General features: G+C 67.0%; 12 protein-coding genes. 1 reads left to right on the top strand and 11 read right to left on the bottom strand.

The window, feature by feature from the left end:
- Positions 1-17: 17 nt before the first annotated feature.
- The 5 genes from ACP69V_RS10020 to gyrA all read right to left on the bottom strand — a co-directional run bounded on the left by ACP69V_RS10020 (position 18) and on the right by gyrA (position 6,160).
- Entirely contained in the window at positions 18-902 is an 885-nt protein-coding gene (locus ACP69V_RS10020; protein WP_426023695.1) for a peptidylprolyl isomerase, read from the bottom strand.
- Between the two features lie 28 nt (positions 903-930).
- Positions 931-1,794: a peptidylprolyl isomerase gene (locus ACP69V_RS10025; protein ID WP_426023696.1), complete on the bottom strand. Its 864-nt coding sequence runs from the start codon at positions 1,792-1,794 to the stop codon at positions 931-933.
- 6 nt (positions 1,795-1,800) lie between these two features.
- Positions 1,801-2,289 carry a pantetheine-phosphate adenylyltransferase gene (gene coaD, locus ACP69V_RS10030; protein ID WP_425982853.1) on the bottom strand — a complete coding sequence of 163 codons (489 nt, stop codon included), beginning with the start codon at positions 2,287-2,289 and terminating at the stop codon, positions 1,801-1,803.
- 53 nt (positions 2,290-2,342) lie between these two features.
- Positions 2,343-3,191 (bottom strand): aminotransferase class IV, encoded by an 849-nt coding sequence (locus tag ACP69V_RS10035; RefSeq protein WP_426023697.1) that lies wholly within the window; start codon positions 3,189-3,191, stop codon positions 2,343-2,345.
- A 176-nt stretch (positions 3,192-3,367) separates the two neighbouring features.
- Entirely contained in the window at positions 3,368-6,160 is a 2,793-nt protein-coding gene (gene gyrA, locus ACP69V_RS10040) for a DNA gyrase subunit A (RefSeq protein ID WP_426023698.1), read from the bottom strand.
- 122 nt (positions 6,161-6,282) lie between these two features.
- On the opposite strand from gyrA, the gene ACP69V_RS10045 reads away from it, so the two are divergent.
- Complete coding sequence (locus tag ACP69V_RS10045; RefSeq protein WP_426023699.1) at positions 6,283-6,858, top strand: superoxide dismutase family protein; 576 nt, start codon at positions 6,283-6,285, stop codon at positions 6,856-6,858.
- Between the two features lie 39 nt (positions 6,859-6,897).
- On the opposite strand, the gene ACP69V_RS10050 is transcribed toward ACP69V_RS10045, so the two are convergent.
- The 6 genes from ACP69V_RS10050 to ACP69V_RS10075 form a co-directional block, all read right to left on the bottom strand.
- A complete protein-coding gene (locus ACP69V_RS10050) occupies positions 6,898-7,431 on the bottom strand; it encodes a DUF1003 domain-containing protein (protein ID WP_426023700.1) in 534 nt (177 codons plus the stop codon).
- 29 nt (positions 7,432-7,460) lie between these two features.
- Complete coding sequence (locus ACP69V_RS10055; protein ID WP_426023701.1) at positions 7,461-8,381, bottom strand: DMT family transporter; 921 nt, start codon at positions 8,379-8,381, stop codon at positions 7,461-7,463.
- 118 nt (positions 8,382-8,499) lie between these two features.
- Positions 8,500-9,000, bottom strand: coding sequence for a single-stranded DNA-binding protein (gene ssb / locus ACP69V_RS10060; protein WP_159850440.1), 501 nt, complete (start codon positions 8,998-9,000; stop codon positions 8,500-8,502).
- Positions 9,001-9,163: 163 nt separating this feature from the next.
- Positions 9,164-9,586 carry a hypothetical protein gene (locus ACP69V_RS10065; protein WP_426023702.1) on the bottom strand — a complete coding sequence of 141 codons (423 nt, stop codon included), beginning with the start codon at positions 9,584-9,586 and terminating at the stop codon, positions 9,164-9,166.
- On the bottom strand, positions 9,586-10,257 hold the full coding sequence (locus tag ACP69V_RS10070; protein WP_426023703.1) for a hypothetical protein: 672 nt from the start codon (positions 10,255-10,257) through the stop codon (positions 9,586-9,588). Before ACP69V_RS10070 ends, ACP69V_RS10065 begins: the two co-directional genes overlap by 1 nt.
- An 81-nt stretch (positions 10,258-10,338) precedes the next feature.
- Positions 10,339-13,038 (bottom strand): transcriptional regulator, encoded by a 2,700-nt coding sequence (locus ACP69V_RS10075; protein WP_426023704.1) that lies wholly within the window; start codon positions 13,036-13,038, stop codon positions 10,339-10,341.
- Between the last annotated feature and the right edge of the window lie 4 nt (positions 13,039-13,042).

Genomic DNA, 13,042 nt, shown 5'->3' on the forward strand with positions numbered 1-13,042 from the left:
CGCGGGGAGGAGATGATTTAGCTCGCGGGCGTGATCCGCACCGGCAGTTCGATGTCGCACACCGAGAAGTCGGCGCCGCGCGCCTGTCGCGCCTGTTGCACCAGGGTCTGAAAGGTGGCGGAGTTGGTGTTCAGCACCGACGCCGTGGGGCGTTCTGCGGCGGGCAGGTCCGATGCGACGCGGACGCGGGTCATCTGGTCCGGTCCCTGAACGAGACCGTCGGGCGTGCCGCTGGCCTTCAGAGCGCGCACCACGTCCAGACCGGACACGACGCGGCCCCAGACGGTGTAGCGTTTGTCCAGCGCCGGATAGGCCTGACGCATCAGGAAGAACTGGCTGTTGGCGGTGTCATTGCCCTCGTCGCGCGCCATGCCGGCGACGCCGGGGCAATACAGAGCCCAACCGTGGACCTTGTCGTCGCCGGTGCCCGACATCAGGGCGTCGGGCTGGGTCTGGACGGGAATGGAATCGATGAATCCGACCAGGGCGCCCACGGGGGCCGCGACGGGGGTGAAGGCCATGTCCGCCCCGCGGCGGAAGGTGAACTCGCCCTTCAGGTCGGGATACCAGCTCTGCCCCTCGCCCGTGCTCAGCGGGTCGCCAGTCTGGGCCATGAACCAGTCGATCACCCGATGCCAGACCAGATTGTCGTAGAAGCCGCGCGAGGCCAGCAGCTTGATCCGTTCGACATGGGCCGGGGCGATCTGAGGCGCCAACTCGACCAGGACCTGACCCTTGCTGGTGTCGATGACCAGCAGGTTCTCGGGCGCGACGGTGCGCCACTCGGCCGGAGGCGACGGGGGGGCAGGCGGCGCAGGCACGGCGGTCGCGTGCTGGGCCAGGGCGGCCCCGGCCGTCGCGGTCAGAGCCGCAGCCGCGATCATCAGACTACGCATCTTCATCGTCCCCTCCCCCGTCGTCTTGAAAGCGTCAGCCGCCGACGACCTCGGCCACCGGCTGAACGTCACAGATGCTGAAGCCGTTACCGCGCGTGGCGCGTGTGGCGGCAATTCGCTCGGCGAAGGCGGCGCTGCCTGCGTTCAGGACGCGCACCGTCGGACGGCTAGCTTCGGGCATCGCCGAGGCCATGCGGACCTGGGTCATGGTGTCGGGGTCGGTCACTTTGCCGTCCTCCGCGTCTGAGCCCTTCTTCAGCTTGCCGACCACATCCAGGCCGGAAACCACGCGACCGAAGGCGGTGTAGACGCCGTCCAGTTGGTCGCGCGCGCCCATCATCAGGAAGAACTGGCTGTTGGCGCTGTCAGGCGCGCCCGAGCGGGCCATGCCCAGCACGCCGGGGCAGAACAGGCCGTGGGCGTCGACCTTGAAGTCGGCGGTGACCATCATCTGGGCGTCGGGCTGGGTCTGGACCGGCAGGTCGCTGACCAGGCCGCGGATGCCTTCCCCGACGCTTGGCACGGCGACGAAGCCGGCGTCGCGACCCCGCCGGAAGCTGAACTCGGCCTTCAGATCGGGAAGCTCGCTGCCGCCCTCGCCGGTGCCTTGCGGGTCGCCGGTTTGCGCCATGAATTCAGGGATGACGCGATGGAACTTCAGGCCGTCATAGAAGCCCTGGTTGGCCAGGGTGCGGATGCGTTCGGCATGGTTGGGCGCGGCGACCGGAACCAGTTCGACCAGAACGCGGCCCTTGGAGGTGTCGATGACCAGCAGGTTTTCCGGCGCGATGGTGCGCCAATCGGAGGCCGCCGGCGCGGTTTGCGCCACAGCCGGGGCCTGGGCCGCGCCAGCCGCCAAAAGGGCGGCGACGGTCGCCGCGATGATCGCCTTACGCATAGTCTATCAAATCCCGTTCTTGACCTTGGCCCGCACGCGCTCGGCGATGGCGGGGCTGACGAAACTGTCGATCGCGCCGTCCAGCCGAGCGATCTCCTTGACCAGACGCGAGGCGATGGCCTGATGACGCGGATCGGCCATCAGGAATACCGTCTCGATGTCCTGATTGAGGCGCTGGTTCATCGCCGTCATCTGGAACTCGTATTCGAAGTCGGCGACGGCGCGCAGACCCCGGATGATGACGTTGGCGTCCAACTCTTCGGCGAAATGCATCAGCAGGGTCGAAAAGGGCTGGACCACGATGTCGCCGCCAAAGTTGGCGACCTCGGCCTTGAGCATCTCGACGCGCTCGGCGGTGGAAAACAGCGGCCCCTTGTCGTCATTCTGGGCCACGCCGATGACCAGCCGGTCCACCAGCTTCAGCGCCCGCTTGATGATGTCGGTATGCCCGTTCGTCACCGGGTCGAAGGTGCCCGGATAAAGCCCGATGCGCATGCGTGTCTCCCCAGCCTGTCGCGTGCCGTTGCGGTCGTTTAGCAGGTGCGAAATCAGCGGCCTAGCCGGCTGACGCCATCGTCATCGTTGCGGGCGTCATCGTCGCGGGGCGCGATGGGTTGCGGCGGCTGGGCGAACCAGGCGGCTTCGATCCGGGACAGCAGCGTGGGATCGTTGGCGAAGGCGACGCCGTCGATGGCCGTGATGGGACAGACAGGCGTGGCGCTGTTGCACAGGAAGGCGGCGTCGAAGGCGCCGATTTCAGAAATGGAGACCGGGCGGGTTTCCGAGGCCAGGCCCGCCTCGGCCAGGCCGCGCAGGATCAGGGCCTGGGTCACGCCCGACAGCATCGGCGCCTGGGGCCAGACGATGCGGTCGCCCTGGACGAAACCGATGTTCCACAGCGTGCCTTCGGACACCCGCCCCTGACCGTCCACGAACAGGGCGTCGTCGAACCCGGCGGCCCGTGCGGCGCGGCGCGCACGGATCAGGCCGAAGGTAGCGAGGTGTTTCAGATGCGGGGCTTCGCGTTCGTAGGAGACGGCGGTGACGCGCACGCTGCTCGCCAGCGGCGGCGGCGCAGGCGAGACTATCGTCATTACCTTCGGCCGGCCGACGAAGGACGGATTGCGATGGCCGATCTCTGGCGAGAACAGACTGACGCGCAGCCAGCAGGCGTCGTGGCCGGCGACGGCGAGGGCCATCAGGCGGCGGAACTCGGCCTCGCCGGGGCTTTCGCCGAACAGTTCGATGGCGGCCTGGTTCAGGCGGCTGAGGTGGAGATCAAGTCCGCGAGCGGCGCCGTTCTCGACGCGGAAGGAGGTGTAGGCGCCGTAGTTGACCAAGGCCTGGTGGGCGAGGTCGTCAGGCGATGCGGGGTGGCCGTCGATCAGGATGTCCACTGGCCACTCCCGTTCAAGTCTTTCCTTCTCCCGTTGGGAGAAGGTGGCCCGGAGGGCCGGATGAGGGTCGGCCGGTGGGCCAACTCGCACCACTGGCCCCTCACCCTTTCGCACAAGAACGACGGCTGTCGCCGCCGTGTGCTCAAGCCCTCTCCCGCTGGGAGAGGGTCTTGGTTTTAGGCTTCGGTCTCGCCGCCCTCGTCTGCGACGTCCGCCTCATCCGAACCGCCGCTGTCGGGCAGGCGTTCGACCGAGACGACCTTTTCGTCCTTGCCGGTGCGGAAGATGGTGACGCCCTGGCTGGAGCGGCCGACGATGCGGACCTGATCGATGCGGGTGCGGATCATCTGACCGCCCGAGGTGACCAGCAGCAGGTCGTCGGTTTCCTCGACCGGGAAGGCCGCCGCCAGGCGCGTGCCCGCGCGACCGCCCAGGCCGTGAGCCGTCAGCCCCTGACCGCCGCGACCGGTGCGGCGGTACTCGTAGGCCGAGGACCGCTTGCCGAAGCCGGTCTCTGTGACCGTCAGGATGAACTGTTCGGCGGCGCCCAGTTGGGCGATCCGTTCGACGGTCAGGGCGGCGTCGGCCCCAATACCCGAAGTGTCGTCTTCGGCTCCAGCCGGAGCCGCGACATCGTCTTCCGCGTCTGCGCCGGCCAGGGCCTTACGCATGGCGTTGGCGTGTTTGACGTAGGCCGAGCGTTCTTCCGGCGTCGCATCGACCCGGCCCAGGATGGCCATGGAGATGACCTCGTCGCCGTCCTGCAGTCGCACGCCCCGGACGCCGGTCGAATCCCGGCCCTTGAACACGCGCACGTCGTCGGCCTTGAAGCGGATCGCGCGGCCCAGGGCCGTGGTCAGCAGTATGTCGTCGTCGGCGGTGCACAGGCCGACGCCGACCATGCGGTCGTCGCCTTCCAGCTTCATGGCGATCTTGCCTGCGCGGTTGACCGTGGCGAAGTCCGACAGCTTGTTCCTGCGCACATCGCCTGCCTGGGTGGCGAACATGATGTCGTAGTCGCCCCAGGTCGTCTCGTCCTCGGGCAGGGGCAGGACGTTCATGATGCTGTCGCCCGGCTCGATGGGCAGCAGGTTGACGAAGGCCTTGCCGCGCGAGGTCGGATTGCCCAGCGGCAGGCGCCAGGTCTTCAGCTTGTAGGCCTTGCCGTTGGTGGCGAAGAACAGGACCGGGGTGTGGGTGGAGGCGCTGAAGACGCCGGTGATGGCGTCCTCGTCCTTCATCGTCATCCCGGACTTGCCCTTGCCGCCGCGATGCTGGGTCCGATAGGCGTTCAGGGCGACGCGCTTGACGTAGCCGCCGTGGGTGACGGTGACGACCATGTCCTCGCGCGGGATCAGGTCTTCGTCCTCCATCTCGCCGTCGCCTTCCCCGATCAGGGTGCGACGCGGCACGGCGAACTGATCCTTCACCGCGATCAGGTCGTCGCGGATGATGGCCAGGACGTTCTTGCGGTCCGACAGGATGGTCAGGTGGCCCTGGATCGTATCGGCCAAGCCGCGCGCCTCGCCGAAAATGTCGTCACGGCCCAGGCCGGTCAGGCGCGACAGGGTCAGGGCCAGGATGGCGCGGGCCTGTTCGTCGGTCAGTTGCAGGCTGTCGCCGTTGATGACGACGCTGCGCGGGTCGGCGATCAGCTCGACCAGGGCCATCATATCGCCCACGGGCCAGGCCTTGCCTTGCAACCGCTCGCGCGCCTCGGTCGGATCGGCCGAGGAGCGGATGATGTGGATCACTTCGTCGATATTGGCGACGGCGACGGCGAGACCCACCAGGACGTGGCCACGGTCGCGCGCCTTGTTCAGCTCGAACTTGACGCGGCGAACGACGACTTCCTCACGGAATTCGAGGAAGATCTGCAGCAGATCGCGCAGGCCCATCTGCTCGGGCCGGCCGTGGTTAAGCGCCAGCATGTTGACGCCGAACGAGCTCTGCATCGCCGTGTAACGCCACAGCTGGTTCAGGATGACGTCGCCGGAGGCGTCGCGCTTCAGCTCGATGACGATCCGCATGCCCTGGCGGTCGGATTCGTCGCGGACGTCGGAAATGCCCTCCAGGCGTTTTTCACGCACCATTTCGGCGATGCGTTCGATCAGGGTCTGTTTGTTGACCTGGAACGGCAGTTCGGTGACGACGATGGCCTCGCGATCCTTGCGGATCTCTTCCACCGAGGCGCGGCCGCGCACGACGACCGAGCCGCGACCGTCGCGGAGCGCATTGCGCGGCGCGGTGCGGCCCATAATCTCGCCGCCGGTCGGGAAGTCGGGACCGGGGACGATGTCCAGCAGTGCGTCGTCCGAGATGTTCGGATCATCCAGCAGGGCCAGGGCCGCATCGACGACCTCGCCCAGATTATGAGGCGGGATATTGGTCGCCATGCCGACGGCGATGCCGCCCGCGCCATTGACCAGCAGGTTCGGGATCCGGCTCGGCAGGACGACCGGCTCCAGCTCCTTCTCGTCGTAGTTCGGCTGGAAATCGACGGTGTCCTTGTCGATGTCGCCCATCAGGGCGACGGCGGCCGGCGCCATCTTGGCCTCGGTGTAACGCATCGAGGCGGGCATATCGCCGTCGACCGAACCGAAGTTGCCCTGGCCGTCGACCAGCATCAGACCCATCGAGAAGGGCTGAGCCATGCGCACCAGGGCCATATAGACCGAGGCGTCGCCGTGGGGGTGGAACCGGCCCAGCACGTCGCCGACCACGCGGGCGCATTTCGAATAGCTGCGCTCGGGCGTCATGTTCAGGTCGTGCATCGAATACAGGATGCGACGGTGAACCGGCTTGAGGCCGTCACGGGCGTCAGGAAGGGCGCGGCTGACGATCACGCTCATGGCGTAGTCGAGGTACGAACGCTTCAGTTCGTCCTCGATCGTGATCGTGGAAATGTCGGAGCCGCCGCCTCGACCGTTGATCGGAGTTGCGGCGTTTTCGTAGCTGTCGTCGGTCAATGAAGCGTGGCTTTATGCGGCCGGAATCGGAACGTGATCCGTTGTGACGATTTCTAGCATTCCAGGGGCTCGGTGGCAAAGCGACGTCGCCGTGAAAGCCCGTCTCTGAAAGGACTTTCCATATGCGCGCCCACACCTTCGCCGCCGCCCTCATGATCGCCTCGCCGCTGGCCCTGACCTCGGCCTGCGCCGCGACCGGCAACGCCCCGCAAACCCACGTCGAACGTGCGCCCGTCGGCGCGACGGGACAGGCGGTCCTGATCAACGCCTCGGGCGCCAACATCGGCCGCGTCGATCTGCGCCAGGGGCCGACCGGCCTGGTGATCAAGGTCGAGGCCTCGGGCCTAACGCCCGGCTGGCACGGCATCCACATCCATGCGACCGGCGAATGCGCTGCGCCCTTCACTTCGTCCGGCGCCCATATCAACCACGGCGAACCGAAAGCCCCGCACGGCCTGCTGAACGCGGCGGGCCCGGACGACGGCGACCTGCCCAACATCTGGGCCGGCGCGGACGGCAAGGTGAACGCCGAACTGTTCACCCCCCGCGCCCGCATCTCGTCGGAAGGCCCCGGCCAGTGGCTGTGGGACGCAGACGGCTCGGCGATCATCGTCCACGCCAATCCCGACGACCATTCGACCCAGCCCATCGGCGGGGCCGGCGACCGGGTGGCCTGCGCAGCGCTCAGCGCGAGCTGAGCTTTCCCTAGACGTTGAAGATGGCCCGCTGAACGCCGTTCAGCGGGCTTCTTTTTGCGCCAGCAGGCGGCGGATCAACTCGGTCTGTTCTTCCTGGCGCGCGGTCAGGTGCTCGACCTTTTCCAGCAGGGCCATGATCTCGATCTCGGCCTTCAGGTTGACCTGATAGTCGTTGCCGGCGTCGAGCCGATCTTTCTGCGCCTGACGGTTCTGGCTCATCATGATGATCGGCGCCTGGGCTGCGGCGATCATCGACAGCATCAGGTTCAGGAAGATGAAGGGATAGGGGTCGAAGGCGTCGCGCCTGAGAACCAGATTCAGCGCCGTCCAAACCACCAGGAACAGGCCGAACGCGATCAAAAAGGTCCAGGACCCGCCGAATGTCGCCACCCGGTCCGCCAACCGCTCGCCAAAGGTTTGACGGTCGTCGAAGGTCTCGTTGATGTCCTCGGAGATCGGCCGGCGTTCGGCCGTGCTGCGAACGACGCTGGCGGCGTTGGCGGGCAACTCGTGCGTCGCCTTGCCCAGCCAACGGCGGGAGACATGGTCGGCGTCGATGGGAGCGTGGTTCACGGCGGTCTCCTGAAAGGCTCAGGAGATGATCAAGCCTTGGCGGCCCCCGCGCGCAAGCCCCGTTCGGCCAGGGCGACCAGCGCGACCCCGCCCATGGCGATGGCCGAACCGGTCAGGATCTGCGGCGTCAGCACATCGCCCATGAAGCCCCAGCCGATCAGCATCGACACCACCGGCGTCACCAGCAGATAGGGCGTCACCCGCCCCGCCTCGCGCCGCTGCACCAGCCAGAACAGCAGGGTCGTCGCCAGCACCGACGACACGACCCCGGCCCACAGCAGCGTGGCCCAGACCATGGGGGTGGCGGTCTTCACCGCCTCCCATTGCCCGTGTTCGAACACGGCGGAACCAAAGGCCATGACCGGAAAGGCGCCCAGCGCCAGCAGGCCCTGCATCTTCAGCGGCGGGATGGAGGTGGTCCGACGCGCCACCACTGTGGTCACGCCCCAGGCCGCGCCCGCCGCAATGGCGACCAGAATGGCCTTCCAGTCCTGCAAGGCGTGGGCGTCCAGCGTCATCCAGGCCACGCCGACGAAGGCCACGCCCATGCCGACCAGGGCCGCCTTGGACAACCGCTCGCCCAGGATCAGGAAGGCGAACAGGGTGGTAAAAGGAATCCAGAGCTGGTTGGCCACGGTCACCGGGCTGACGTCGGTCGCCAGCCAATAGGCGGTGTAGGCCAGCCCATACTGGATCGGCCCGCCGACGATGACGATCAGCAGCAGGCTCTTCCAGTCGGGGAAAGGCGGCCGGACAAAGACAATCAGACAGGCGCTGGCGATGCCGAACCGGATCGCCCCGACCAGCAGCGGCGACAGGTGTTCGGTCGCCAGCTTGGCCCCGGCGTTGTTGATGCCCCACACCACGATGATCGCCGCGATGGCGGCGATCTCCAGCCCGGTCAGGGCGTGGGGCTTGGGCGGCAATGGTGCGGGGGCGACGTCGGTCATCAAAGGCCTATGACATGGCTTTGGGCGCGCGTCGGCTCACTTTGGATGACCCCGGGTTTCGGGATCAGAATTCCGGCTTGGCGACCATCAGCCTTGATCGCCAAGCCGGCGGGTCTTCTTAGAACGGAATGTCGTCGTTCAGGTCGTAGCTTTCCTTGGGGCCGCTCGGCTTGTTGGCGCCGCCCGTGGAGAAGCCCGAGGAATAGTCGTCGTCGCCGCGACCACCGCCGCCGCCGGCATAGCCGCCGCCTTGCGATCCGCCTTCCGAGCGACCGCCCAGCATGGTCAGTTCACCCTTGAACCGGCTGACCACGATCTCGGTCGAATATTTCTCGACGCCCTGCTGGTCGGTCCATTTGCGGGTCTGAAGCGCGCCCTCGATATAGACGGTCGAGCCCTTCTTCACATAGTTCTCGACCACCTTGACGATGTTGTCGTTGAAGATGACGACCCGGTGCCACTCGGTCTTTTCCTTGCGCTCGCCCGAGGACTTGTCGCGCCAGGTTTCCGAGGTCGCGATCGACAGGTTGGCGATGCGGTCGCCGTTCGGCATGGACCGGATTTCAGGGTCGCGACCCAGGTTGCCGACCAGAATGACCTTGTTGACGCTGCCCGCCATGAAAACTTCCTTCTCGTGTGAGGCGGCGACTGCATCGCCTGCCCCGTCAATTCAGTCCGATGTCTGACCGGGGCGACGCCTTATCGCCAGCCGCTTTCGACATCGCACCCGCCAAACCGGTGGATTAACGAAATGTTCCACCTTTGTTCACGTCGCGCAAGTCCTACTTCGCGGCGGGGTCCGCGGCGATGGCGATGGGACGGCCCGTCTCGTCGCGCTGGATCGCCCCGGGGATGGCCAGGCGGCCGTCGCCGGTGCGGGCCATGGCGAAGAAGCGGCTGCCGTTCAGGCTCTTGCCGATCTTGACCCCCTCGCGGTCGATGAAGATGAACCGGCCCTGATAGGCGCCCGAGATCTCCTGGTTCGAGCCGCCCATGCGCAGGAAGCGCAGACGCATCTCTTCCAGACGCGCGGCGCACAGTTCGAGCTGAGGCTGGTCGTCGGCGATCTTCTGCAGGCGAGGCGGCGCATTGTCCGGCGTCGCCACGAAATAGCAGGCGCCATCCACGAACTCGTATTTCGGTTCGTTGGAGCAGGCGCCCAGCAAGGCCGTTCCAGCGACGGCGGCGAGAACGACGAGGCGCATCAGTTCATCCCAGGAAATTGGCAGTTACGGTCCTGCTCGGCCAACGTCCGGAAACGGGAATTGTCGCCCGACTGTTCCACCCGGCGCGGCACCAGGCGCAGCGTCGTATCGCCCCAGCGGCCATATTGGGCGTCGCCCGGCCCGACGCAGGTTCCGGCATACAGCGCCTGAACGCAGGCGTTCAGGCTCATGTTCGAAGACAGGGTGCGCCAGTCGGAACCACTGTGACGCAGGCAGGGAGACCCGGCGGCGGCCGGCGTAGGCCGGGGCGCCGGCATGGGCTCCATGCGGGGCTGAGGCTCTTCCTCAGCCATCTGGACCGCAGGAAGTTCCGGCGGCGGGGCGAAGGCGGCGGTCGGCGCGGCGGCCAAGGCGCCTGTCGCGTCCAGTCCGACGTCGAGTGCGTCAGTCGCCAGGCCGTTGCGTTGGGCGCAATCGGCCAAAGTCGCCATGCCCACGAACTGGCCGTCCACGAAACAGCGCAACTCGCGCGTCGGCTCAAGCGAGGGAGCATCCGCCAGATTGACCACCAGCCCGCCCTTGGATGCGGGCGAGGCCTCCGGCGTCTTGTCGCCACCGCCGGTGAAGATCAGGGCCAGCACGACGGCGGCGATGATCACCAGACCGGCGCCGACGGCTATGATGACACGGTTGTCGTTCGGAAGGGCCATGGAGAGGCTTTCGCGGATAAGGTCGCCAATAACCCCGAGCGGACGCCGGGCGTCAACCGCCTTGGGCCGTCAAGGACGCGATCATCCCATAAGACGGTCGAGCGCGGCCTGGAAGTTGGCGATCTGCATCTGCTGATAGGCCGTGGACGAACCGTTTCCGGTCTGGGTGTTGGTGGTGTCGGCCTTTTGCGGTCCCAGCGACTTGTATGCGGAGCGGATCACCGTCATCGCCTGGGATAGACCATCGACCGCCGCCTTGATCGATGCGGGGTCGTTCAGGTTCAGCGTGTTGGACAGATTCAGGCCGTATGTGGTCGGCGCATCTTTTTCCGGCTTGCTGGGGCCGACGAAGCCCGGCGTCAGGCCCAGGGCGGCGAGAGCGTCCTTGCCCGCCGCGCCCGCCGAAATCACCGCGCCTTCACGGTTCACCGCCGTGGAAATCTGCAGGCGTTGCGTGACGGGAACCGACTTCAGGTCGGTGATCACCTTGGCTTCCAGCTGGCGGCCCGAGGCGGAGGCGATCTTCTTGGCCAGGCTGTCCAGCGTGTCCTTGGCCCCGATCGTCACGGTCACGGCCCGGCCGCCTCCGGCCGGCGAAATGGTGAACTGGTCGCCCACCCTGGCCGAGGTGGCGACGATCAGCAGCTTGGAATCCGCCTGCATGATCTCGCCCTGGGGGAGGCCCAGGCGGTCGAGCACGCTGGCGCCGCCTGCGGCGATGCTGAGGCTGGTCGGCTTAGCCTGGTCGTCGTCCGCCTGCCAGGTCTTGTTCTGCTCGACGGCGCCCGTCGCTAGGTCGATGCGCGCCAGATAGCCGCGGGTCGGATCTTCCTTGGCCGCGCCATCCGCGCGGTTCGTGCCGGTGATCCAGACCTTGCCGTCCTTGATCTCGACATCGGCGGCGGTGTCGTTTCCGGCTCCGCCGAAATAGGTCAGCCGCTCGTCGCCCGAGGCCTGGAGGTCCGCCGATAGGGTGGCGACGAAAACGTCGGTCCCGCCCGCGTGGGCGTTCGTCGTCGTGCCGACGTCCAACGCCGTATTGTTCGTGTGCCCGGTCACGACTACCTTGCCGTCCTCGACCGAGATGCCTGCGATCTCTCCTCCGGCGTAGCCAAGGTCTCGGGTGGAGGCCAAGGTGGGCACGCCCTGCGCGTCCAGGGTGAAGCGACGGACGATCGCCTTCCCGTTCTCGACACCGGCCGTATAGAGGTCGGAGCCCGACACGGTCATCGCCTGGACGGAATCGTCGCCCGCGCTGCCGAACTGCGTCGTGGAGACGCTCACCCCAGCGATCGGCCCGATCACCGTCAGCGGCTTTTCCTGGAAGGTCTGAAGATAGGAATCCCAGCCTCCCAGCGCCGCCGTGCCCGGCATGGCCGACTTGGAGCGACCTGCCACATAGACCACGCCGTCGGCGCCGAAACTGACTTCCGTCGCCTCGTCGGCCGCCTTGGCGCCGCGCCGCTGGGTCCACAACTCCTTGCCCGAACTGTCGAACAGGGTGACGAAACTGTCTGCCGTCGCAGCGTTGTCGCCGCTCTTGCCGGGTTCCAGCGCGCCGGTGACGGAGCCGGCCAAGGCGACCCGGCCGTCGTCGTCGATGGCGATGGAGAAGCCGTTGGCGCTGGACGCCGCGCCCAGCAGCTTGGTCTGCATCAGATTGCCGGCGGAATCGTACTTCATCAGGGCGACGTCGCGCGCGCCCTTGATCGGTTGATTGGCGTCGCCGGCGGTCAGATCCGCGACCACCCACACCGAGCCGTCGGGGGCCACGGCGCTGGCGCGGACGGATTCGACACCCTCGGGCAGGTCGGTCTGGCCCACCCTGCCCTCGACCCAGAACGGATCGTCGACGCCCCGTTGCGCGGTGGGCGCGGCGCCGCCGTCGACCTGGAACTTCAGGAGTTGGCCCGTTCCGGCCTTGCCGGCGCCCTGGGTGACGTAAACCGCATCGGAGGCGTCGACGGCTGCGAAGGCAACCGTTTCGCCGGTGGATCCCGACACCCTCAGCGCCCACTGATCCGGGCCCGCCGGCAGGGTGATGGTCTTGTCGCCGCTCTTGATCGTCTTGGGCTCGGCGGGGACCATTTCGCGGCCCATACGGGTCGCAACGCCGGCGTCCTCCAGCTTGCCGTTCATGTAGGCGACCACATTGTCCATGGTCCGTTCGGTCGCACCCATCTCGGACAGGTCCATCTCGACCGTCTGGGTCCCGTCAGTCGTCTTGACCGTCATGGCGAATTTCACGTCGCCTTCGAAGGCCTTCACCGCCGACGTGATGGCGCCGTCATGGATCGGCGCGGTCGTGAAAGTGGTCGGGGCGCGTTCCTGGGCATAGCCGGTCTTGACCGTCGACTGCGACACGCCCTGAACCATGCGGACGTCCTCGAATTCGGCGGTCTTCAGATAGTCGGACAGTTCGGCCAGGCCGGAGCCGAATCGTTTGGCGACCTGGGCGGCCTCGCCGCTGGTCAGTCCCTTAACGTTGGCGCGGTCGGCGAGGGCGGTGAGGGAATTCAAGCCCTGATAGAGGGCGAAAAGCTTGCGATAGTCGGCCGAGGCGCCGGCCATGTCCATGTCGACGGCGGACTCGTTGATCAGTCGCCTGCCCGCCAGGGCGGAGCGCAGAAGGTCGCTGGGCTGGGGGGCTGCGGCTTCCGCCGCCCAGGGCGCCGTCGGCTGCGTCTTCTTCGTCGTGGTCGCAGCCGTCGTGGCGCCGATCAGCGACGACGTATCCGTCGTCACTCCGTACAGACCCAGCAAATAGCTGTTGTTGATCATTCAG

Source organism: Brevundimonas sp. PWP3-1b1 (genome assembly GCF_049896065.1).
Lineage (GTDB): Bacteria > Pseudomonadota > Alphaproteobacteria > Caulobacterales > Caulobacteraceae > Brevundimonas > Brevundimonas intermedia_B.